Source organism: Mycobacterium innocens, assembly GCF_900566055.1.
Taxonomy (GTDB): Bacteria; Actinomycetota; Actinomycetes; order Mycobacteriales; family Mycobacteriaceae; genus Mycobacterium; species Mycobacterium innocens.
The window spans coordinates 20,026-42,292 of record NZ_UPHQ01000036.1 but is presented as its reverse complement, the minus strand read 5'-3'; the positions used below and the strand labels follow the sequence as shown (position 1 = coordinate 42,292).

Here is a 22,267-nt window from a genome sequence, read left to right as displayed (position 1 = left end):
CGTTCACCGAACGCGTAGACGCACGAGTTCACTTGCACACTTTCCACGAAGGCAAGTGCGTGGGCACACCATGGAATCTGATTGCCATTGACCGGCGAATGCGCTGAGGAGAGTTGATGTCGGGCACCGATATGGACGTCAAGCCAACGGCGCCAAGCGACTTCGATCACGTCACGGCCACCGGGGAGACGCTCGAAGATTACACACTGCGCTTCGCCCCGCGCGGCTACCGACGGTGGTCGCCGGCGGTGGTGGGAATCTCGGCCCTCGGCGGAATCGCCTACCTGGCCGACTTCGCGATCGGCGCGAATGTCGGCATCACCTGGGGTACCGCGAACGCGCTGTGGGGCATAGGGATTTTCGCCGTCGTGGTCTTCACCACCGGGCTGCCGCTGGCCTACTACGCGGCGCGCTACAACATCGATTTGGATCTGATCACCCGCGGTAGCGGTTTCGGCTACTACGGGTCGGTGGTCACCAACGTGATCTTTGCCACCTTCACGTTCATCTTCTTTGCGCTCGAGGGCTCGATCATGGCGCAAGGCCTCAATCTGGGCCTGCATGTACCACTGTGGCTGGGTTACGCCTGCTCGACGCTGCTGATCTTCCCGCTGGTGATGTACGGCATGAAAGTCCTTTCACAGCTACAACTTTGGACCACCCCGCTGTGGCTGCTGCTGATGGTGGCCCCGTTCGGCTACCTGGTCGTCAGCCACCCGGAATCCATCGGAGAGTTCTTCTCCTACACCGGCAAGGACGGTGGCGGCGGCGTCACCATCGGCTCCGCCCTCTTGGCAGCAGGCGTATGCCTGTCGCTGATCGCCCAGATCGCCGAACAGATCGACTACCTGCGCTTCATGCCGCCACGGACGCCGGAAAACTCCCGCAGCTGGTGGACCTGGACGCTGCTGGCCGGGCCCGGCTGGGTCGTCTTCGGTGCGCTCAAGCAAATCATCGGGTTGTTCCTGGCGGTGTATCTGATCTCCCACATCGCCGGCGCCGCGGCGATCGCCAATCTTCCTGTGCACCAATTCATGCAGATTTACCGCAATGCCATGCCGGGCTGGCTGGCGCTGACGCTCGCCGTGATCTTGGTGGTCCTCAGTCAGGTCAAGATCAACGTAACCAACGCCTATTCGGGCTCGCTGGCATGGACCAATTCGTTTACCCGCGTGACCAAGCATTACCCCGGCCGCATCGCGTTCCTGGCCGTCAATCTCGCAATCGCGTTAATCCTGATGGAAGCCAACATGTTCGACTTCCTCAACGCGATCCTCGGGTGCTACGCCAACTGCGGCATGGCATGGGTGGTGACCGTGGCTTCCGACATCGTCGTCAACAAATACCTGCTGCGGCTGTCGCCGAAGACCCCGGAATTCCGCCGCGGCATGTTGTATGCCATCAACCCGGTCGGCTTCGGCTCATTGCTGTTGGCTGCAGGGCTCTCGATCGTCGCGTTCTTCGGCGGCCTCGGCGAGACGCTGCGGCCGTATTCACCGCTGGTCGCAATCGTTATCGCGGTGGTGATGCCACCGGTCCTGGCGATCGCCACTCGCGGCAAGTACTACCTTCGGCGCGGGCACGACGGCATCGACCTGCCCATGTACGACGAACACGGCAACCCCTCGGCCGAGCAACTGAACTGTCATGTCTGCCGTCATGATTTCGAGCGGCCCGACATGCTGGCCTGTCATGCACACACCGCACACGTCTGCTCGTTGTGCGTCTCCACCGACAAGCGAGCCGAGCATGTGCTGGGAGCGGCGGTGCAGTAGTTAACCGTTACACTTATTTCTATAGTGTATATTTGCAGTAGGATATGTTTGCTATTGCGTGGTGACCGGGTATTCCCGCTGATCCTGACGACGGCGATGTCGCAGCAAGCTGACTTTACCGCTGTCCAGGAGGGTCGATGGGTCTTGAGATCCACCCGTCAGGGGGCGATACCATCGGCGTTGCGCCCGTCCCACCAGTGCCAATGCTCATCGACTTCGGCGCATTGCCGCCGGAAATCAACTCCGGCCGCATGTATATCGGTCCGGGCTCGGGCCCGCTGATCGCCGCTGCGGGAGCCTGGGACGCGCTGGCAGCAGATATCGGCGCGGCGGCCAGTGGCTACCGCACCGTCATCGCGGAATTGACGAGCTTGCAGTGGTTGGGTCCGGCATCGGCCGCCATGCTGGCCGCGGTCACCCCGTACCTGACCTGGTTATGCGCGACGGCGGCACGTGCCGAGCAGGCGGGCATCCAAGCCCGGGCGGCCGCCGCCGCCTACGAAACCGCTTTCGCCATGACGGTGCCCCCACCGTTGATCGCCGCCAACCGAGTTCGGTTGATGGTGCTGGTCGCCACCAACTTCTTCGGCCAGAACACGCCCTTGATCGCGGCCACCGAGGCGGAATACGCCGAGTTCTGGGCCCAAGACGCCACCGCGATGTACGCCTACGCCAGCTCCTCGGCAACCGCTTCGGTGTTAACGCCCTTTACTGCCCCGCCAAACACCAGCAGCCCGGGCGGGCTGGCCGAGCAGGCCCTGTCGGTCGGCAAAGCCGCAGCCCAGCAAGGCCTTTCAGCGCTGAAGCGACCCTGGTTCCCCATCATCCCGACACAGGACTGGAACGCGTTGATCAACACCTGGGGGTTGACCTATTTCGGGGCCGGGATCGTTCAGCTGGTCACTTTGTTCGCCCAGCAGCTCATTCCCGAATCCGCCTCCGCCACAATGCCGATCGCCGGCGGAGCCGCGCCGGCGTCGGCTTTGACGCCCTCGCAGCTGGCCGCCGCCCGACCGGTGTCCGCCGTGCTCGGCCAGGCGGACAGGTTGGGCTCGCTGTCGGTGCCGCCCAGTTGGGCAACGTCGCCGAATCCGGCAAAGGCCGGGGCCGCCGAGATTTCGCACACGGTCAGCACCGTCGGCCGTTCGAATGCGCCCCGGGGCCTATTCCCGAATACGCCGACGGAAAACGACCGACGGGGCGCGACCTTCGCCCGGCGCCGATACGGGATACGCCTGACGGTGATGTCCCGCCCACCGGCCGCCGGATAGCGGAAACCCCTGAGCCACTGCCCTATTGAGGAGGAACAGAGATGTCAGTTGCAGCTACCCAGGTAAGGTGTTGATAACGATGGATTTCGGGGCGTTACCGCCGGAGATCAACTCCATTCGTCTGTATTCCGGGCCCGGGTCGGCACCAATGGTGGCCGCCGCATCGGCGTGGAGCGGATTGGCCGCCGAGTTGACCTCGGCCGCCAATGAATACCAGACGGTGATCACCGCACTGCACAGCGAAGGATGGGTGGGCCCTTCGGCTGTGAAAATGGCCGCTGCTGTCGCGCCATACGTGGCATGGATGCGTGCCACCGCCGCGGCGGCTGAACAAGCCGCCGGCAAAGCACGTTTGGCGGCCGCAGCCTATGAGACCGCGTTCGCCGCCGTCGTGCCGCCGCCGCAGATCGCGGCCAACCGCGCTCAATTGTCGACGCTGATCTCGACCAACGTCGTCGGCCAGAACACCGCAGCGATCGCTGCCACCGAGACGCAATACGGCCAGATGTGGGCGCAAGACGCCGCCGCCATGTACGCCTACGCCGCTGCCTCGGCCACCGCGTCGGCGGTAACGCCGTTCGTTTCGCCGCCGCAGACCACCAGTCCCGCCGCGTCGGCCACTCAGGCCGCAGCGGTCACCAGTGCTGTCGCCACCGCGGCCGGTGCCACGCAGAGCACCCTGTCGAGCTTGCTTTCTGAGCTGCCCGGCGTGCTGGAAGGCCTCGCCTCACCGTTGGCCTCTGCCGTCTCAGCGACAGCGGGTCCGATCGAGCGGTTCTTGGAGTGGTGGGCGCCGTTTGCGAACTTCCTCTATGACACCGCCGGGTTGCCGTTCTTCGGGGCCGGGATCGCCAGCTTCTTTGCGTCGACGGCAAAGACGATGGGTTTGATCGGCCCGGCGGCTGCCGCGCCGGAGGCTGCCGCGGCCGCGGCCGGTGCGGCCGGACTGGTGGGAGGCGGGCCGGTGTCGGCGAGTCTGGCCCAGGCCAGCACCATCGGCAAACTGTCGGTACCACCCACCTGGGCCGGAGCCAGCCCGGTGGCGACCCCGACCAGCACGTCGATGTTCGTCAACGATGTGATCGAACCGGCGGACGTCGGGTCATCCGGAAACGTGGTCGGCGGCATGCCCATCGCCGGTTCGAGCCGGGGGTCGGCGGGTGCCGGTCCCCGATACGGATTCCGCCCCACCGTGGTGACCCGCCCGCCGTCGGCGGGCTAGCGCGAGCGCAGGTCTCGGGTGGTCAAGGCCCGCGCCGCCAGCTGGTCGTCGGGCGGATAGTCCACCTGTACCAGCGTCAAACCGTGCGCCGGCGCGGCCGCGAAGTCACTGGAACGGCCAGTCGCAGTGAGCAATTCGCGACACCAGGCGGCGCTGCGCCGATGCTCGCCGACGGCCAGCACGGCCCCGACGAGGGACCGCACCATGGACCAGCAGAATGCGTCGGCGGTGACATGCGCGGTGACCAGGTCGCCGTCGCGCGCCCAGTCCAGCCGCTGCAAGTCGCGGATGGTGGTGGCACCGTCTCGATGACGGCAAAAGGCGGCGAAATCGTGTAACCCCAACAGCTCTCGCGACGCGACCGCCATCGCCTCCACATCCAGATCCCGCGGCCAGGCGGTGACGTAGCGCGCCAGCTGCGGCACCACCCCATAGGGCGCCGTCGACAGGCGGTAGACATAATGCCGACGCAGTGCGGAAAATCTGGCATCGAAATCCGCTGGGGCGCGGGCGATATCGAGAACTCGGACATCTGAGGGCAGGAAGCGGCCCAGCCGCCCCAGCAGGGGCCGGAATTCGGGTTGGCCGGGGCGGACCGAACGCGAATACGCGTTCGGCAATGCGTCGACAGGCACATCGGCATGGGCCACTTGTCCGCTGGCATGGACTCCGGCATCGGTCCGTCCGGCGGTGCACAGCCGTATCGGCGTACGAAACATCGTCGTCAGTGCCGCATCGAGCACGCCGGCGACCGTACGCTGCCCCGGCTGCGTCGCCCAGCCCGCGAAGTCGGTTCCGTCGTAGGCGATGTCGAGCCGCAGCCGGACGTCGGCACTAATCCTCGGTGGCCCCTTCGGCGTCCTCGGTGGCCTCGGTGTCCTCACCGGCCTCGTCGGCCTCGCCGGCCTCGCCGGCAGGCTCGGCCGCTCCGGCCTCGTCACCGGCCTCTTCAGCGGCCTCTTCGATGGTCGTACCAACGGCGGCCTCAGGCTCGACCGCCGCCTGCGGCGCCGCCGCCGCTGCCACTGGTGCTGCTATATCCTGAGAAGCCTTCTTGGACGCCTTCACTCGCCGTGCCCGATCCGCCTCGGACGTCACCGTCTTCTCCCGCACCAGCTCGATCACGGCCATCGGAGCGTTGTCGCCTTTACGCGGCTCGACCTTGATGATGCGGGTGTAGCCGCCATCGCGGTCGGAGAAGAACGGCCCGATCTCGGCGAACAAGGTGTGCACCACATCCTTGTCGCGGATTTTCTTGAGCACCTCGCGCCGATTGTGCAGCGTGCCCTTCTTGGCGTGGGTGATCAGCTTCTCCGCGTACGGGCGCAACGCCCGGGCCTTGGGCTCGGTGGTTTTGATCCGGCCGTGCTCGAACAGGGACGTGGCCAGGTTGGCCAGGATCGCCTTCTGGTGCGACGATGACCCGCCGAGGCGTGGGCCCTTGGTGGGCTTGGGCATTGCTGACGCTCCTGTCTAGATCGGACGCAAATTAGAGCTGTTCGGTTTCGGCGTAGTCCTGGTCGTCGTAGGCACCCTCCGTGGACCAGGTGCCGGTGGCCACGTCGTAGCCCGCGACCTCCGACGGGTCGAAGGTGGGCGGACTGTCCTTGAGCGACAGACCCAGCTGATGCAGCTTGACCTTCACTTCGTCGATGGACTTCTGACCGAAGTTGCGGATGTCGAGCAGGTCGGACTCGGTGCGCGAGACCAATTCACCGACGGTGTGTACGCCCTCGCGCTTGAGGCAGTTGTAGGAGCGGACAGTCAGGTCGAGGTCATCTATGGGCAGCGCGAACGAGGCGATGTGGTCGGCCTCGGCCGGCGACGGCCCGATCTCGATGCCTTCGGCCTCGACATTGAGCTCGCGTGCCAGACCGAACAACTCGACCAGCGTCTTGCCGGCGGACGCTAGCGCGTCGCGGGGAGTGATCGAACTCTTGGTCTCCACGTCGAGGATCAGCTTGTCGAAATCGGTACGCTGCTCGACCCGGGTGGCTTCCACCTTGTAGGTGACCTTGAGCACCGGAGAGTAGATGGAATCGACTGGGATACGGCCGATTTCGGCACCAGAGGCCCGGTTCTGGACCGCCGGGACGTAGCCGCGGCCACGCTCGACGACGAGTTCCACTTCCAGCTTGCCCTTGTCGTTCAACGTGGCGATGCGCATGCCGGGGTTGTGCACCGTGACACCGGCCGGAGGCACGATGTCGCCGGCGGTGACCTCACCGGGACCCTGCTTGCGCAGGTACATGGTGACCGGCTCGTCCTCCTCGGAGGACACGACCAGGCTCTTGAGGTTCAGGATGATGTCGGTGACGTCTTCTTTGACCCCGGGCACCGTGGTGAACTCGTGCAGCACGCCGTCGATGCGAATGCTGGTGACGGCCGCACCCGGGATCGATGACAACAGGGTGCGTCGCAGCGAATTGCCAAGGGTATAGCCGAATCCGGGCTCCAGCGGTTCGATGGTGAACTGGGACCGGTTGTCGGTGAGGACTTCCTCCGACAGGGTGGGGCGCTGAGAGATCAGCATGGTGTTTCTTCTTCTCCTTCTCGGCACCCGCTATTTGATGCCGTCGGGGGTACTTGGGGGCCGGTTCTCTGTCGACCCCCCCGAGGGTGCGGTTACTTCGAGTAGAACTCGACGATCAGCTGCTCGGTCAGGGGGACATCGATCTGGGCGCGTTCGGGCAGTTGGTGGATCAGGATGCGTTGCCGTTCCCCCACCACCTGCAGCCAGCTCGGGATCGGCCGGTCACCCGCGGTCTCCCGGGCGATCTGGAACGGCACCGTGTTCAGCGACGAGTCCCGCACGTCGATGATGTCGTACTGCGACACCCGGTAGCTGGGCACGTTGACGTGCACGCCGTTGACGCTGAAGTGCCCGTGGCTGACCAGCTGGCGGGCCATCCGGCGGGTGCGCGCCAGGCCGGCGCGGTACACGACGTTGTCCAGCCGGCTCTCCAAGATCCTCAGCAGCTCCTCGCCGGTCTTGCCGGGTTGGCGCACGGCCTCCGCGTAGTAGCGGCGGAACTGTTTTTCCATCACACCGTAGGTAAAGCGGGCTTTCTGCTTTTCCTGCAGCTGCAGCAGGTATTCGCTTTCCTTGATCCGGGCGCGGCCGTGCTGGCCGGGCGGGTAGGGACGCTTCTCGAAGGCCTGGTCGCCGCCGACGAGGTCGGTGCGCAGCCGGCGTGATTTGCGGGTGATGGGTCCGGTGTAACGAGCCATGGTTGTCTGCTAGACCCTTCTGCGCTTGGGTGGGCGGACGCCGTTGTGCGGCTGGGGGGTGACATCGGAGATCGCGCCGACCTCCAGGCCGGCGGCCTGCAGCGATCGGATCGCGGTCTCACGGCCCGAGCCCGGCCCCTTGACGAACACGTCGACCTTGCGCACGCCGTGCTCCTGCGCCTTGCGCGCGGCGTTCTCCGCGGCCAGCTGCGCGGCGAACGGAGTCGACTTCCGGGAACCCTTGAACCCGACGTGACCCGACGACGCCCAGGCGATGACATTGCCCTGGGGGTCGGTGATCGTCACGATCGTGTTGTTGAAGGTGCTCTTGATATGGGCGGCGCCGTGCGGGACGTTCTTCTTTTCCCGCCTCCGGGTCTTCTGTCCCTTTTGACCCTTCTTGGCGGCGCCGCTTGCTGTTTTCTTGGCTGGTGGCATCGGTTACCTGGCCTTCTTCTTGCCTGCGATGGTGCGCTTGGGACCTTTACGGGTCCGCGCGTTCGTCTTGGTCCGCTGGCCACGCACCGGCAGTCCACGGCGGTGCCGCAGACCCTGGTAGCAGCCGATTTCGATCTTGCGGCGAATGTCGGCCTGCACCTCGCGGCGCAGGTCACCCTCGACCTTCAGGTTCGCTTCGATGTAGTCACGCAGATGGGTGAGCTGGTCGTCGGTGAGATCCCTGGTACGCAGGTCCCGGTCGATGCCGGTGGCGGCCAGAATTTCGTTGGAGCGGGTACGGCCGATGCCGTAGATGTAGGTCAGGGCGACCTCCATCCGCTTGTCGCGCGGCAGGTCGACGCCGACTAATCGAGCCATAGGTGGCGTTTCCTCTTTCTCGTCGGAGGTGTGGTCCCAGTCCGTTCCCGCCAAACTTGCGGGGCCCGGCCTCCGTCCGGGCGTGGATGAGCTGGCCCATCTCTATAGATGCCAGCCGCTCATTGGTGCTGGGAGATCTGCATTCAGTTGTCTGATGTGCTCGGCCGGGTCCGGCGGAAGCCTTGACTAACCCTGCCGCTGCTTGTGGCGCGGATCGGAGCAGATCACCATGACCCGCCCGTGTCGACGGATCACCCTGCACTTGTCACAGATCGGCTTGACGCTCGGGTTCACCTTCACGGCAGTCTCGGTCCTGTTCTCTGGGTCTTTGGTCTCAATGCCGGCGCGGGCTACTTGTACCGGTACACGATGCGGCCCCGGGACAGGTCGTAGGGAGACAACTCCACCACCACGCGGTCCTCGGGCAGGATGCGGATGTAGTGCTGCCGCATCTTGCCGCTGATGTGGGCGAGCACCTTGTGGCCGTTTTCCAGCTCAATGCGAAACATGGCATTGGGCAGGGGCTCGACCACGCGACCCTCGACCTCGATGGCGCCGTCCTTCTTGGCCATTGCGTTCTGGCGATCCTCACTTTTTGTCAGTGCACCGGGTTCGGCGCAGCACCTGCCCGGACTACAAACGTGAGCCGGTGGTGGAAATTCCGCGAAGCGTTCCGAGAAATTTCGGGACTGGGCACACCAGAAGCCGGCACGGACGCCGCACCGTTGGTCCACAATACCCGCATCGCCGCGTCCGACGCAAAACCCGGCAGGAATCGCAGGAATAGGCTGCCAGGACCGGCGGGTTGGACCCACCGTGACCGATTCTGATGCCAGTGCCCCCAATGCTCCCGACGATCAAACCAGTTCTGCCGCCAACAAGCCGGACCTCGGCCGGTTCGGATCCTTCGGATGGGGCGTAACCCCCCGGCAAGCCAAAGAAATCGAAGCCCTGGGCTACGGGGCCGTCTGGGTGGGCGGCTCGCCGCCCGCGGAGCTGACCTGGGTGGAACCGATTCTCCAGGCGACGACCACCCTGCACGTGGCCACCGGCATAGTCAACATCTGGTCAGCGCCCGCGAAGCCGGTCGCCGAGTCGTTCCACCGGATCGACCAGGCCTACCCGGGCCGTTTCCTGCTGGGTATCGGTGTCGGCCACTCCGAGGCGACCGCCGAGTACCGAAAGCCTTACGAGGCCCTGGTGAAGTACCTGGACCAGTTGGACGAGTACGGCGTGCCCGCCGACCGACGTGTGGTAGCGGCCCTGGGTCCCCGGGTGCTCAAGCTGTCGGCCGAACGCAGCGCCGGGGCCCACCCCTACCTGACCACGCCCGAGCACACCGCACAGGCCCGCGAACTGATCGGTCCGTCTGCGTTTCTGGCGCCCGAACACAAGGTGGCGCTGACCACAGACCCCGAGCAGGCCCGTTCGGTGGGCCGCAAGGCCCTCGACGTCTATTTCAACCTCGCCAATTACCGCAACAACTGGAAGCGGCTGGGCTTCAGCGACGACGACGTCGCCCGGCCCGGCAGCGACCGCCTGGTCGACGCGGTGGTCGCCCACGGCACCCCGGAGGCGATCGCGGCACGGCTCAAGCAGCACCTCGACGCCGGCGCCGACCATGTCCCCGTTCAGGTCCTGACCAAAGCGGAGAACCTGGTCCCGGCGCTCGCCGAATTGGCCGGTCCACTCGGGCTCACCCCGTCCTGAAACGGGTCGAGGCAGTTTCCGTCAGCCCGGCCCCGGCCGGTTCGGTGTCCGGCCATGCCACGGGCCGAGTCTCCACCAACACTGCGCCTGGCAGACCGACGAGACGTTATTGCCGGCACCGACCGAACTGGCCGGGCCGCCGGGACTACCCGTTAGGGTTTGGCCATGCGGCTGCTAGTCACCGGTGGAGCGGGCTTCATCGGCGCCAACTTCGTGCACAGCACCGTGCGCGAACGTCCCGAGGTTGAGGTCACGGTCCTCGATGCGTTTACTTACGCGGGCCGGCGTGATTCGCTGGCCGACGTCGCGGACGCGATCACACTGGTCGAAGGCGATATCACCGACACCGAGCTGGTTTCCCGGCTGGTGGACCAGTCGGATGCGGTCGTGCATTTTGCCGCCGAAACCCACGTCGACAACGCGTTGGACGACCCCGAACCGTTCCTGCACACCAACGTGATCGGGACGTACACGATCTTGGAAGCGGTCCGGCGCCACGGCGTGCGCCTGCACCACATCTCCACCGACGAGGTCTACGGCGACTTGGCGCTCGACGACCCGCAGCGGTTCACCGAGTCGACACCGTACAACCCGTCGAGTCCGTATTCGGCGTCCAAGGCGGCCGGTGACATGCTGGTCCGGGCCTGGGTGCGGTCCTACGGCGTACGCGCCACCATCTCCAACTGCTCCAACAACTACGGGCCGTATCAGCACGTCGAGAAGTTCATTCCGCGCCAGATCACCAATGTGCTCACTGGGCGGCGACCCAAGCTCTACGGCAGCGGCGCCAACGTCCGCGACTGGATTCACGTCGACGACCACAACAGCGCGGTATGGCGAATTCTCGAAAAGGGCCAGATCGGCCGGACCTACCTGATCAGCGCCGAGGGCGAGCGCGACAATCTGACCGTGTTGCGCACCTTGCTGCGGATGCTGGGCCGCGACCCCGACGATTTCGACCACGTCACCGACCGAGTCGGTCACGACCTGCGTTACGCCATCGACCCGTCCCCGCTCTACGACGAATTGGCCTGGGCGCCAACGCACACCGATTTCGAAGAGGGATTGCGCACCACCATCGACTGGTATCGCGACAACGAAGCGTGGTGGCGACCGCTGAAAGACGCCGCGGAGGCACGCTACGAGCAGCGCGGTCAGTGACATGAAGGTACGCGAACTCGACATCACCGGCGCCTGGGAGATCACTCCTACCATTCACGGCGATTCGCGCGGACTGTTCTTCGAATGGCTTACCGAGCGCGACTTCAGCGCTTTCGCGGGTCATCGTTTGGACGTCCGGCAAGCCAATTGCTCGGCATCGGCGGCCGGTGTCCTGCGCGGTCTGCATTTCGCCGAGTTGCCGCCGGGCCAGGCCAAGTATGTGACCTGCGTATCCGGCTCGGTGTTCGATGTCGTCGTCGATATCCGTTTGGGTTCACCGACATTCGGGCGATGGGACGCGGTGGTGCTCGACGACGTGGACCGCCGGTCGGTTTACATCTCCGAAGGCTTGGCGCATGGTTTCCTTGCGCTGCGAGATAATTCGACCGTGATGTATCTGTGCTCGGCAGAGTACAACCCGCAGCGCGAGCACACGATCTGCGCGACAGATCCATCGCTGGCGATCGATTGGCCGTTGGTCGACGGTGTGGCGGCGAGCCTGTCCGACCGCGACGCAGCTGCCCCTAGTCTCGACGAGGTACGCGCCACGGGCGTGCTGCCGACCTGGGCAGCGACCCGGAAATTCATCGGCGCGCTGCGCGGCGAGTAAGACGCATCTGTACGCCGGCTACGCCGCCATACATACTGCTTCAGAAGACCTGCCGGTATGGCGGTACAGACCTATCCGAAGGAGAACTTGGTGAAGCGTGAGTTGTTGATCGCCGTCGGGGCGGCGACCATCGTCGCGGGTGTGGCGGGATGCTCCAACGACAACAAGTCCGGACCATCATCCAGCTCCGCTACGTCGTCGAGCGCCGCCTCGAGTTCGACGGCGGCGCCCACGTCGAGCAGCACCCCGGCCGCGTCGGGAGAAACCAAGGTCATCATCGGCGGCCAGCCGCAAAACGTCAGCGGCCCGGTGGTGTGCTCGACGAATGCCGGCAGGTTCTCCATCGCCGTCGGCGACATGGCGACGGGAATCATCGTCGGCTTGGAGCCGGACGGCTCGGTGGTGCACAGCGCCGGCCTGGGCACCGTCGACGGCGTGGTCATGAGCTTCACCGAGGGCGTGCCCGACGAGAACGCCAGCGCCACCAAGGCCGGCAACAGCTACCACATCACCGGTGTGGCCAGCGGTGTCGACAATGCCGGTCAGCAGGTGCACAAGCCGTTCGAGGTCGACGTCACCTGCCCCTAGCAGGCGCATCGGCTACCTCGATGCCGTCACCGGTCCGAAGCCGGGTGAAGGATGGCGAATAACAGCACATCCGCCTGGCTAACGGGCCGCGAAGCCGCGCATCCGGCCAGCAGCACGCTCAAAGCCACTGCGGCGACCTGATGTCTGAGAAATACCGGCGACATGGCACCTCCGTGATCGATTGGTCGGGCAGACCCCGTCAATGGACGCCAATAGATACCGCAGGTGGTTACACTGTCAGCTGGATCCGTCGTGGCGTTCCGGTGCTTGGGGTTTGCCGTCGACTCGGCGGACGAACCCACTGATTGAGCCGAGATCGAACGGGTGCATGCGGCCGTCAGGAACCTCGGCGCTGGCCGTGACTCGCTGCCAGCTTCCATCGTTGGGCGTTAGCTGCCCGGCGACGGTCGGAGGTTCGCCCGCCTGGTCGCCGATTACGGCTCGATCGATGGCTACCGCGGCAACCGCGGAGGCGGCGGCCGCCGATGTGCCGACGATGACGTGACGGCGGGTGGCGCTGCGCTTCGGCGCTGAATCCGTTGCAGCGCCAGACATCTGCTCGGCAAGACACCGGTGCAGATCGGCAAGGAAGTACTCGCGCGGAGCGTCAGCAACATCAGCGCCGTGCGGCGACGCGCGCAACTCGATTGCCGTTCGGATCTGCGCCACCTCGAACTCGTCGGGCCGGAATGGCTTAGGCCGGCGCCCCTGTAAGAGCTCGTCGATGTAGCTAGATGCGCTCGTTCATCGCCGCGGTGGCCGTGGCTCTCGGGATTTCGCTAATAACGCGCAACGAGAACGACTTTCGGGGCATTCACAGCGCCCTGTCCATTATCACGGTGTAGGACCAACGTCGGGTGGACGCGCTCCAACCGTGCTCCGGGCTGGTTGACTTCACGGATAATGCCGATCATCCAAGTCCTGGCAAAGTCGCACCGCTTGCGACACGCGGCCAGAATTACTAGGATGTACAAGTATTACTCTGCCTCCCGTCCTCAAGGGAAACCATGACCACACATATTCCGCATTTCATCGACGGCCAGCGCAGCACCGGCCAGTCCACCCGCACCGCCGACATCTTCGACCCCAACACCGGCCAGGTCCAGGCGAAAGTGCCGATGGCCGGCCAAGCCGACGTCGACGCCGCGGTGGCATCGGCTGTCGAGGCCCAAAAAGGTTGGGCCGCATGGAATCCGCAACGCCGCGCCCGGGTGCTGATGCGGTTCATCGAGTTGGTCAACGACAACAACGACGAACTGGCCGAACTACTGTCACTCGAGCATGGCAAGACGCTGGCCGACGCCGCGGGCGACATTCAGCGCGGCATCGAGGTGATCGAGTTCTGCCTCGGGATCCCGCACCTGCTCAAGGGTGAGTACACCGAGGGCGCCGGTCCGGGCATCGACGTCTACTCGCTACGGCAGCCTCTCGGCGTGGTCGCCGGGATCACCCCGTTCAACTTCCCGGCGATGATCCCGCTCTGGAAGGCCGGCCCGGCCTTGGCATGCGGAAATGCGTTCCTGCTCAAGCCGAGTGAGCGTGACCCGTCGGTTCCGGTACGGCTGGCCGAACTGTTCGCCGAAGCCGGCCTGCCCCCCGGCGTGTTCCAGGTCGTGCACGGCGACAAGGAAGCCGTCGACGCCATCCTGAATCACCCCGACATCAAGGCGGTCGGGTTCGTCGGCAGCTCCGACATCGCCCAGTACATCTACGCCGGGGCCGCCGCGACCGGCAAGCGCTCGCAATGCTTCGGCGGCGCCAAGAACCACATGATCGTGATGCCCGACGCGGATCTCGACCAGGCGGTCGACGCGCTGATCGGTGCGGGCTACGGCAGCGCCGGCGAGCGCTGCATGGCGATCAGCGTCGCGGTCCCGGTCGGTGAGCAGACCGCGGAGCGGTTGCGCGCCAGGCTGATCGAGCGGATCAACAACCTGCGGGTCGGCCACAGCCTGGACCCCAAGGCCGACTACGGCCCGCTGGTCACCGAGGCCGCCCTGACCAGGGTGCGCGACTACATCAACCAAGGCGTCCAGGCCGGTGCCGAGATCGTCATCGACGGCCGCGAAAGGGCCAGCGACGACCTGACTTTCGGTGATGCCAACTTGGAAGGCGGCTTCTTCATCGGACCGACGCTGTTCGACCACGTCACCCCGGACATGTCGATCTACACCGACGAGATCTTCGGGCCGGTGCTGTGCATGGTGCGCGCCCACAACTACGAGGAAGCCCTGCGCCTGCCGTCGGAGCACGAGTACGGCAACGGGGTGGCAATCTTCACCCGCGACGGTGATACCGCTCGCGACTTCGTCTCGCGGGTTCAGGTGGGCATGGTCGGTGTCAATGTTCCGATCCCGGTCCCGGTGGCCTATCACACTTTTGGCGGCTGGAAACGCTCCGGGTTCGGCGACCTCAACCAGCACGGCCCGACGTCGATCCAGTTCTACACCAAGGTCAAGACCGTCACCTCGCGCTGGCCGTCCGGCATCAAGGACGGTGCCGAGTTCGTCATCCCGACAATGCAGTAAGCAGCCATGTATACCCTCAACGACGACGAGCGGGTGATCACCGAGACGGCGGCTGCATTCGCCGAAAAGCGGTTAGCCCCATACGCTCTGGAATGGGACGCGAGCAACCACTTCCCGGTCGACGTGTTGCGCGAGGCCGCCGAACTCGGGATGGCCGCCATCTACTGCCGTGACGACGTGGGCGGTAGCGGGCTGCGCCGGCTCGACGGGGTACGCATCTTCGAACAGTTGGCCATCGCCGACCCGGTCACCGCCGCCTTCCTGTCCATCCACAACATGTGCGCCTGGATGATCGACAGCTTCGGCACCGACGAACAACGCAAGGACTGGATACCGCGGCTGGCCACAATGGACGTCATCGCCAGCTACTGCCTGACCGAGCCGGGCGCCGGCTCCGATGCCAGCGCTTTGAGCACCCGCGCCGTCAGACAAGGTCTCGGAAAAAACGCAGACTATGTGCTCGACGGTGTGAAGCAATTCATTTCCGGCGCCGGAGCCTCGGATTTGTACGTGGTGATGGCCCGCACCGGCGCGGACGGCCCACGCGGCATATCGGCCTTCGTGATCGAAAAGGGCGCTGCTGGAATGAGTTTCGGTGCGCTCGAAGAGAAGATGGGCTGGCATGCGCAACCGACAGCCCAGGTGATCCTCGACGGGGTCCGGGTGCCCGCCGATGCCATGCTGGGTGGCGTCGACGGGGAAGGCGCGGGCTTCGGCATCGCGATGAACGGTCTCAACGGCGGCCGGCTCAACATCGCGGCGTGTTCGCTCGGCGGCGCGCAGGCCGCTTTCGACAAGGCCGGCGCCTATGTTCGCGACCGACACGCTTTCGGCGCCAGCCTGCTGGACGAACCCACCGTTCGGTTCACCCTGGCCGACATGGCTACCGGGCTGGAAACGTCGCGAATGTTGTTGTGGCGAGCCGCGAGTGCACTCGACGGCGACGCCGCCGACAAGGTCGAGCTGTGCGCGATGGCCAAGCGCTATGTCACCGACACCTGCTTCGAGGTGGCCGACAAGGCGCTGCAACTCCACGGCGGGTACGGCTACCTGCGCGAGTATGGTCTGGAGAAGATCGTCCGCGACCTGCGGGTGCATCGAATTCTGGAAGGGACCAACGAAATCATGCGGGTGGTCATCGGCCGGGCCGAGGCCGCGCGGTTTCGCGCCACCGTTTAGGAGGGCTGCACCACGTGACAGAGACGATCGCGTTCCTCGGACTGGGGAACATGGGCGCGCCCATGTCGGCGAATCTGGTTGCCGCCGGGCACATCGTGCGCGCCTACGACCCCGTGCCCGCGGCAGCTGTGGCCGCCGCCGCAGGCGGCTGCGCGGTGTTCGACAGCGCAGCCGCCGCGGTTTCCGAGGCTGGCGTGGTCATCACCATGCTGCCCAACGGTGACGTGGTCAAGCGCTGCTATGCCGAGGTACTGCCCGCCGCGCAACCGGGTGCCCTGTTCATCGACAGCTCAACAATCTCGGTCGGCGACGCCCGCGAGGTGCATGCGCTGGCCGCATCGCACGGCCTGGCCCAACTCGACGCGCCGGTTTCCGGCGGTGTCAAGGGTGCCGCGGCCGGGACGCTGGCGTTCATGGTCGGCGGCGACCCGGGCGTCTTGAAGCGGGCCCGTCCGGTGCTGGAACCCATGGCGGGCAAGATCATTCACTGCGGCGCGGCCGGGGCGGGCCAGGCCGCCAAGCTGTGCAACAACATGGTGCTGGCGGTGGAGCAGATCGCGATTGGCGAGGCGTTCATGCTGGCCGAGAAGCTCGGGCTGTCGGCCCAGTCACTGTTCGACGTCATCACCGGCGCGACCGGCAACTGCTGGGCGGTGCACACCAACTGCCCGGTGCCGGGCCCGGTTCCGACGTCGCCGGCCAACAATGACTTCAAGCCGGGCTTCGCGACCGCGTTGATGAACAAGGATTTGGGCTTGGCGATGGACGCGGTGACCGCCACCGGATCCGCCGCGCCGCTGGGCCGCCACGCCGCCGAGATCTATGCTGAGTTCATCGCGACCGACGTCTCCCACGGCGCCTTGGACTTCAGTGCGGTGATCGAGATGCTGCGGAACGGCTAGCTCACCGGACGTTTCGGCCCAGGAATGCGGCAAGCTGGTCTGCGGGCGCACTTTCCGGTGAACACGGCTGCTCATCGGCGAAGGGCTTGCCCGGCCCCCGGAACTGCGGCCCCACGAACGCCCGGACGGCGGCGAGCTGTTCGGTCGCCAATTCGGGGTCAAGATCGGTGGGTTGGCCGGTGGCGGCCGCCAGATCCCACGCGTGGGTCAGCACATCGCTGGTGCGGATCCCGACGAAGACCTGGCCGGGCAGCTCACCGAACGGCAGCTTGAAGGTAGGGGACATCCCGTCCGGCCCGGCGAAGACCTCGTGGGCGGCAGCCGCGGCAGTCCGATGGGCCGCCAGGATGTCGTCGGGCCGTGCGGGCGGCTCAACCGGGTGTTGCGCCCATTGCCCGACGTGCTCGTTGCCGCTGATGACATGCTCGATCAGATCCCGCACCGTCCACTCCGAGCAGGGCGTCGGAGCGCCGAGTTGGTCGGGGCTGACGTTGGCGAGGACGCCGGCGAACGCGTCCTGGGCGCGCTGGTGAGCAACAAGTGGGTCCACTGTTCTGCCTTTCGGTCGGTGTCAGACGGTGAAGTCTCCGGCGTTGCGCCGCAACGTTTCGATGGCGGACACCAGCGCCTCCGACTCGCCGGCATCGATTCCGATGTCGGCGAATACCTGCTCGTTGAGGGTCAAGGTGGCGTCCTCGACGGTGGCCCGCCCCAAGTCGGTGATCTGCACCAGCGTGGTCCGCCCGTCGGTAGGGTGCGGCACCCGGTGCACCAGCCCGTCGGCTTCCAGCCGACGGATCGCGTGCGTGACGCTGGTGACATGAACCTGAAGGCGGTCGGAGGCCTTGGTGATCGGCAACGCTCCGGTACGGCTGAACGCCAATAACCGCAGCAGCTCGAAACGCGAGAAACTCAGATCGTAGGGGCGCAGCGCGGTCTCGACGCGGGCCAGCAGGATCTGGTGCGCACGCATCACCGAGGTCACCGCGACCATGCCCTGCGCCACGTCGTTCCACCCGGCTTTCTCCCAGTTGGCCCGGGCCACGGCGATCGGGTCAGGTCTGTCCGGTCGTGATGCTGCCACGCCCTTTCTTACCGCACCGGCGGGGCCATCGGGTCAACACGCGGGATTCACGCCGCAAATTTTCCCACCGCGGACAACACCGCCAGAGTTGACGCACGGCTGCCCACGGTTATCCGGGCACCGCCGTCCGGGTACAGCCGCACCTGCAGGCCCGCCCGGACGAAAACGTCATGCCACAACCGACCCCTCGACGGCAGGTACATGAAGTTCGCGTGCGCATCGGTGGTGGCTATCCCCATGGCGCTCAATAGCCGCCGCAGGTAACGCCGTTCGGCCGTAATCAGCCGAACCCGGTGCAGCAACTGGCCTTCGGCTTCGTAGGAGGCCGCCACCGCCCGTAGGGCCTGCATCACCACGCCGGTCGCGCCCGCTCCCAGCACCACCCGGTCGGGGGGCATGCCGATATGGCCGGCGATCAAGTCGCGCAACCGTTCCGGCAGAAACTCCGGATACCGGTTCACCGCGTCGATCGAGCGATTCAGCGCCGAGCGCACCGCGGGCTGCGGAGGGAACGGGTTCTCGTTGAGCGCCAACGCACCAGGGTCGATGGCGTTCGGGCTGATGACGGTGAGCATCAGGGCCGCCCGCCCCAGCGCACCGCCGCGGCCCCGGCGAAATCGCCGGCGTGCGCAAACCCTGCCATCATGACTGTGTCGCCGGTCACCACCCGCCCGGTCAAGATGGCCCGATCCAGGTTGACCGGAATCCCCGCGCCGAACAGGTTTCCGCATGCGTCAAAGGTGTCCAGGTGGCGTTCGGCGGGCAGTTCGAGTGCTTCTCGCCAGTTGCGCATAAACACCCGGTTGAGCTGGTTGGTGACCAGCAGGTCAATGTCTTTGGACGGCAGGCCAATCCAATCACAGACCGCCAGCGCCACTTCCGGGACCTGCCGGTTGCCGCGGGCCAGCACCTTGGTGATCTTGCTTTCGGTGAAAGCGATGCAGAGCTCCCCGGTTCCCGGCTGCCACCACTTCCGCGGCGGGTCCGGGGCAAGCGTCATTTCGCCGGCGTATTCGCCGTAGGTGCGGCATTCGATGCCGAGAACGGGCGACCGGTCGGACAGCGTGACCAGGCCCACCGCGGCCCCGTCGCCGGGCACCGCCGCTTGCGCCTTGCGACGGACTCCGGGTTGATCGAACACCTGGCCAGCCGAATTCTGCGCGATGGCGATCACCGCCGTGCGCCCCGCGCCCGAGGCCAGCAGTTGGCGAACCACGTTGAGCGCCAACACGAATACCGCGCACCCACCGTTGTGCAAGTCCAGCACCCACGAGGGCCGCATGCCCAGGCGGTGAGCGATCCCGCCACCGGTGCCGTAGAACGGCACATCCGGCGCCTGAGTATGGGTGATCAGCACGTCGACGGCCTCGATAGCCTCCTCGCCGTGGCGCTCGATCAACCCTCGTGTGGCGCTCCACCATGTCGACGGCGGTCTCGTCCGGGTCGACGTGATGGCGAAACGCCGGCGCACGGAACATCAGACTGTCACGCAGGTCGTCGGATTCGGCGAATTGTGCGTAGTAATCCGCGCCGATCGACTCGCCGGGCAGATAGCTGGAAACGTCAATGAGACTGACGGATTGGCTCACCACGCATGTCACCTCATCCAGACGGGTACGACGGGTAAGCCGTTGCGGTGCCGGTATTCCGCGATGGCCTTGAGGTTCTTCAGTTCCAGCAGGTGGCCGGCACCGAACATGTCCCAGAAATCCCCCACCCAGACCGATCGGTCGGCCGGCGCGGTCTCCGGGTAGGGGTTGTGGTCGTAGAACGGGTGGTGGCAATTCGTCTACAGCACAACCGAACCCGGGCGGTCCAGCACCACCTGCGCGTCAACGACCCGCATCAGGTAGACCATCCACAGGTGCTTGCCCTGATCCCAGGCGCAGTGGTATTCCACCGTCCGGGCCTGCTCATTGGCTATGGTGCAGGTGTAAATCCTGGTCTGCGAACCGAGCCGATCGTAGGCCAGCCACAACCCGGGCCCGCAACACCGCTCGCAGCTGTTCGAGCTCCATTCGGGCGTTGTCGCGCGCGACCTGCTCGCCGACGATGATCGTGACCGGGCCGTTCGCGCGGCGCAGTAGCTGAGCTATGGGATACGGGTTGCCTGATGGCCCGCACGTCCCCCGGCGGCCGGCTGTGCTCTTCGACCGCCACGTATCCCTGCTGAATGTCCTTGGGCAGCAACAACACAGCCGGACCGCCGGTGCGCGCCGCGGCGATGGCACGCGGCAGGGCCGAGGCAATCTCGGCCGGCACGAGCACCCGCTGACACGATAGCGACACCGCGGAGAACACCGCTTCTGCATCCAGCGATCCGTTGCGCCCGCTGGTGTCCTGAAAGGCGCCCCGGCCGTCGAGGGCGGTGGCGGATTGGCCGACCAGGGCAAGCACCGGAACCCGGCTTGCCAGCGCCTCCCCCAATCCCGCGACGAGATTGAGGGCGCCGCCGCCGGAAGTCGTTGCCACCACTCCTAACCCAGATCCCAGCCCGGCTCCGCTGCGTTGTAGCCGTCGGCCATTGCGGCGGCGGAGAATTCGCGCTTGGCCAGGACGGCGCACAGCGACGGGTGGAAATGCGCGGCGTCGTAGAGATCTTCGATGTTGGCTCCGTCCACACCGAAGACGTGGTCTACTCCGATCGCCGCGAGGTGGTCCACAATGTGGTCGACCACCCGGTGCTTCCTGGGCATGTCGGTAACACGACCCGCGGCGAACTTCAGTTCACCGCGGGCCCGGCGAATTCAGAGCGAACGCTGCAGCAGCACCTGGCCGGTATCGGCGGAAACCACTTGTACGGCGGCGATTCGATCGACCGGTATCGAGATGCTGCCGGCTGGTGTCGCGGTGTGGCCGGGTTCGGCCACCCACGTCGCCAGCCGGGTTTGGCTGCCGTCGCGACCCACCACGACCATCGCCAGCGTGTCGTGGGGCGCATCCGGCGGAGCCAGGCAAACACACCGCAGGTTGATGAACGTCCCCCAGCGCTCGGGGTGCACCGACACCGTCGAAACCAGCAGTTTGGTCCCGACCTGTGCCATCGGCTGCGCCGACACGGCCGGCGACTGCGGTGATCCGGTATGACCCTGGACGCCAACCAGCACAGCGATTCCCAACAGCACGGCGGCGGCGGCCGAAGCCACCCACGTCGCCAGCCGGGCGCGGCGACGGCGCCAGCGCACCGTTGCCAGCAACGACGGCAACAACTGCGGCGAGAGCTGCGGCGCAGCCGGCGGACCACCCGCGGCGGGACCGGACTCGTTCGTCGCCGCCACCTCGTCGCGGTCGAGCTGCGAAAGCAATGCGGGCACACCGGAGAGTTCGGCGACCGCCTGGCGGCAGGCGGGACACCCACTCATGTGCTCTTCGTATTCGCGGCGATCGGTCGCCGACAGCGACCCCAATACGTAAGCGGCGTCCCACATCCCATAGGCGTGGTTGCGACCGGTCGTCAGGTCATAGCCCTCTTTGTCACCGGGCGGGCCAAGTCCCCTAAGCGACGTGACCATGTCATCCATCTCCTGTCACCCCCAAGTATTCGGAACGGACGGCCGCCCGGATGGGTCCGTGAACAGTCCCTCGAATCAGTCCTGCCGTCATCGCGTCACCCCAAGTTCCTGCAAGCCGAGCCGCAGCGCCCGCACCGCGTAGTGAAGTCGCGACTTGACGGTGCCTTCGGCGATTCCGAGGTCGCCGGCAATCTGCGCGGTGGTCCAACCACGATAGTAGGACCGCTCGATCACGGCCCGGTGCTCGTCGGACAGGTGAGCCATCGCCTCGGCGATCAGCAACCGGTCCAGCGCCGCGTTCACCTCGTCGGGCACAGACCGCTCGGGCGCGCCCGATTCGTCGGTGGAGCCGACGACATTGCGGGACCGTGCGCTGCGCCGGTCGTCGATGATCATGTTGCGCGCGACGGTGAACAACCACGCGCGCGCCGACCGCTCGGTATCACCTATCACTTCCGGGTGCTGCCATGCCCGCAACAACGTCTCCTGGACGACGTCCTCGGCCTGGCTCGCGTCGCCGGTCAACCGCAACGCATAACGCCACAACACCGCGGCATGCTCGTCGTAGAGCGCCTTCATCAGCGCGGCCTCGGTAGCCCCGGACGCCGCCCGAGTGCCGGCCACGCGACCCACTCGATCACCTCCGCTTCTGACACGAGTCGAGTAGGTGTTTGGTTC

23 protein-coding genes and 4 pseudogenes are annotated in these 22,267 nt (G+C 65.9%); 10 read left to right on the top strand and 17 right to left on the bottom strand.

The features are described from left to right. Window positions 1–116 precede the first annotated feature (116 nt). The 3 genes from EET03_RS04405 (at window position 117) to EET03_RS04395 (ending at window position 4,268) form a co-directional block, all read left to right on the top strand. Window positions 117–1,775 (top strand): purine-cytosine permease family protein, encoded by a 1,659-nt coding sequence (locus EET03_RS04405; protein ID WP_075542268.1) that lies wholly within the window; start codon window positions 117–119, stop codon window positions 1,773–1,775. A 209-nt stretch (window positions 1,776–1,984) separates the two neighbouring features. Then, on the top strand, window positions 1,985–3,046 hold the full coding sequence (locus tag EET03_RS04400; protein ID WP_167470581.1) for a PPE family protein: 1,062 nt from the start codon (window positions 1,985–1,987) through the stop codon (window positions 3,044–3,046). Window positions 3,047–3,125: 79 nt separating this feature from the next. Further along, a complete protein-coding gene (locus EET03_RS04395; protein WP_075542266.1) occupies window positions 3,126–4,268 on the top strand; it encodes a PPE family protein in 1,143 nt (380 codons plus the stop codon). Here EET03_RS04395 and truA read toward each other — a convergent pair. The 8 genes from truA to infA all read right to left on the bottom strand — a co-directional run bounded on the left by truA (window position 4,265) and on the right by infA (window position 8,887). After that, window positions 4,265–5,152, bottom strand: a complete 888-nt coding sequence (gene truA, locus EET03_RS04390; protein WP_081254831.1) for a tRNA pseudouridine(38-40) synthase TruA — start codon at window positions 5,150–5,152, stop codon at window positions 4,265–4,267. The genes EET03_RS04395 and truA overlap by 4 nt on opposite strands. After that, window positions 5,103–5,726, bottom strand: a complete 624-nt coding sequence (gene rplQ, locus EET03_RS04385; RefSeq protein WP_099193973.1) for a 50S ribosomal protein L17 — start codon at window positions 5,724–5,726, stop codon at window positions 5,103–5,105. The genes truA and rplQ overlap by 50 nt, the downstream gene beginning before the upstream one ends. Before the next feature lie 31 nt (window positions 5,727–5,757). Further along, window positions 5,758–6,801, bottom strand: coding sequence for a DNA-directed RNA polymerase subunit alpha (locus EET03_RS04380; RefSeq protein WP_075542264.1), 1,044 nt, complete (start codon window positions 6,799–6,801; stop codon window positions 5,758–5,760). Between the two features lie 92 nt (window positions 6,802–6,893). Next, on the bottom strand, window positions 6,894–7,499 hold the full coding sequence (gene rpsD / locus EET03_RS04375) for a 30S ribosomal protein S4 (protein WP_063469983.1): 606 nt from the start codon (window positions 7,497–7,499) through the stop codon (window positions 6,894–6,896). Window positions 7,500–7,508: 9 nt separating this feature from the next. Next, the gene (gene rpsK, locus EET03_RS04370) at window positions 7,509–7,937 is read right to left on the bottom strand and encodes a 30S ribosomal protein S11 (RefSeq protein WP_023371066.1); all 429 of its coding nucleotides are present in this window, start codon (window positions 7,935–7,937) and stop codon (window positions 7,509–7,511) included. A gap of 3 nt (window positions 7,938–7,940) precedes the next feature. Further along, window positions 7,941–8,315: a 30S ribosomal protein S13 gene (rpsM, locus tag EET03_RS04365; protein WP_036390976.1), complete on the bottom strand. Its 375-nt coding sequence runs from the start codon at window positions 8,313–8,315 to the stop codon at window positions 7,941–7,943. A gap of 186 nt (window positions 8,316–8,501) precedes the next feature. Further along, entirely contained in the window at window positions 8,502–8,615 is a 114-nt protein-coding gene (gene rpmJ, locus EET03_RS04360) for a 50S ribosomal protein L36 (RefSeq protein WP_003879483.1), read from the bottom strand. Between the two features lie 50 nt (window positions 8,616–8,665). Beyond that, the gene (gene infA, locus EET03_RS04355) at window positions 8,666–8,887 is read right to left on the bottom strand and encodes a translation initiation factor IF-1 (RefSeq protein ID WP_003418601.1); all 222 of its coding nucleotides are present in this window, start codon (window positions 8,885–8,887) and stop codon (window positions 8,666–8,668) included. Between the two features lie 244 nt (window positions 8,888–9,131). Between infA and EET03_RS04350 the strand changes: the two genes are divergently transcribed. From EET03_RS04350 to EET03_RS04335, 4 genes are all read left to right on the top strand, one after another. Then, window positions 9,132–10,025 (top strand): LLM class F420-dependent oxidoreductase, encoded by an 894-nt coding sequence (locus EET03_RS04350; protein ID WP_075542263.1) that lies wholly within the window; start codon window positions 9,132–9,134, stop codon window positions 10,023–10,025. A gap of 165 nt (window positions 10,026–10,190) precedes the next feature. Next, window positions 10,191–11,186 carry a dTDP-glucose 4,6-dehydratase gene (gene rfbB / locus EET03_RS04345; RefSeq protein WP_063469980.1) on the top strand — a complete coding sequence of 332 codons (996 nt, stop codon included), beginning with the start codon at window positions 10,191–10,193 and terminating at the stop codon, window positions 11,184–11,186. Between the two features lies 1 nt (window position 11,187). After that, entirely contained in the window at window positions 11,188–11,796 is a 609-nt protein-coding gene (gene rfbC, locus EET03_RS04340) for a dTDP-4-dehydrorhamnose 3,5-epimerase (protein ID WP_063469979.1), read from the top strand. Between the two features lie 90 nt (window positions 11,797–11,886). Next, window positions 11,887–12,384, top strand: coding sequence for a lipoprotein LpqH (locus EET03_RS04335; RefSeq protein ID WP_063470055.1), 498 nt, complete (start codon window positions 11,887–11,889; stop codon window positions 12,382–12,384). Between the two features lie 264 nt (window positions 12,385–12,648). Here the strand turns inward: EET03_RS04335 and EET03_RS04330 are convergent. Next, window positions 12,649–13,110: pseudogene (locus EET03_RS04330) on the bottom strand (Rieske (2Fe-2S) protein); the annotation flags it as partial. A 281-nt stretch (window positions 13,111–13,391) separates the two neighbouring features. On the opposite strand from EET03_RS04330, the gene EET03_RS04325 reads away from it, so the two are divergent. From EET03_RS04325 to mmsB, 3 genes are read left to right on the top strand one after another with little or no spacing between them, the layout of a single operon-like run. Continuing rightward, window positions 13,392–14,912 (top strand): CoA-acylating methylmalonate-semialdehyde dehydrogenase, encoded by a 1,521-nt coding sequence (locus EET03_RS04325; protein ID WP_075542261.1) that lies wholly within the window; start codon window positions 13,392–13,394, stop codon window positions 14,910–14,912. Between the two features lie 6 nt (window positions 14,913–14,918). Further along, the gene (locus tag EET03_RS04320) at window positions 14,919–16,091 is read left to right on the top strand and encodes an acyl-CoA dehydrogenase family protein (RefSeq protein ID WP_075542260.1); all 1,173 of its coding nucleotides are present in this window, start codon (window positions 14,919–14,921) and stop codon (window positions 16,089–16,091) included. 14 nt (window positions 16,092–16,105) lie between these two features. Beyond that, the gene (gene mmsB, locus EET03_RS04315) at window positions 16,106–16,993 is read left to right on the top strand and encodes a 3-hydroxyisobutyrate dehydrogenase (protein ID WP_075542259.1); all 888 of its coding nucleotides are present in this window, start codon (window positions 16,106–16,108) and stop codon (window positions 16,991–16,993) included. Between the two features lies 1 nt (window position 16,994). Here mmsB and EET03_RS04310 read toward each other — a convergent pair whose 3' ends face one another. From EET03_RS04310 to EET03_RS04275, 8 genes and pseudogenes are all read right to left on the bottom strand, one after another. After that, on the bottom strand, window positions 16,995–17,543 hold the full coding sequence (locus EET03_RS04310; RefSeq protein ID WP_075542258.1) for a TIGR03086 family metal-binding protein: 549 nt from the start codon (window positions 17,541–17,543) through the stop codon (window positions 16,995–16,997). Window positions 17,544–17,564: 21 nt separating this feature from the next. Beyond that, window positions 17,565–18,077 (bottom strand): MarR family winged helix-turn-helix transcriptional regulator, encoded by a 513-nt coding sequence (locus EET03_RS04305; RefSeq protein WP_075542257.1) that lies wholly within the window; start codon window positions 18,075–18,077, stop codon window positions 17,565–17,567. 47 nt (window positions 18,078–18,124) lie between these two features. Beyond that, window positions 18,125–18,652 carry a hypothetical protein gene (locus EET03_RS04300; RefSeq protein ID WP_075542256.1) on the bottom strand — a complete coding sequence of 176 codons (528 nt, stop codon included), beginning with the start codon at window positions 18,650–18,652 and terminating at the stop codon, window positions 18,125–18,127. Next, window positions 18,652–19,666, bottom strand: a pseudogene (locus EET03_RS04295) (3-oxoacyl-ACP synthase III family protein). The gene EET03_RS04300 and the pseudogene EET03_RS04295 overlap by 1 nt, the downstream one beginning before the upstream one ends. An 8-nt stretch (window positions 19,667–19,674) precedes the next feature. After that, window positions 19,675–20,061: pseudogene (locus tag EET03_RS04290) on the bottom strand (SRPBCC family protein); the annotation flags it as partial. Next, window positions 20,054–20,773 (bottom strand): annotated as a pseudogene (locus tag EET03_RS04285) (thiamine pyrophosphate-binding protein); the annotation flags it as partial. The pseudogenes EET03_RS04290 and EET03_RS04285, both read right to left, overlap by 8 nt. Window positions 20,774–20,824: 51 nt before the next feature. Next, window positions 20,825–21,589, bottom strand: coding sequence for an anti-sigma factor family protein (locus EET03_RS04280; protein ID WP_099194324.1), 765 nt, complete (start codon window positions 21,587–21,589; stop codon window positions 20,825–20,827). Between the two features lie 87 nt (window positions 21,590–21,676). Further along, the gene (locus EET03_RS04275; protein WP_081254830.1) at window positions 21,677–22,222 is read right to left on the bottom strand and encodes a sigma-70 family RNA polymerase sigma factor; all 546 of its coding nucleotides are present in this window, start codon (window positions 22,220–22,222) and stop codon (window positions 21,677–21,679) included. Window positions 22,223–22,267: the final 45 nt, after the last annotated feature.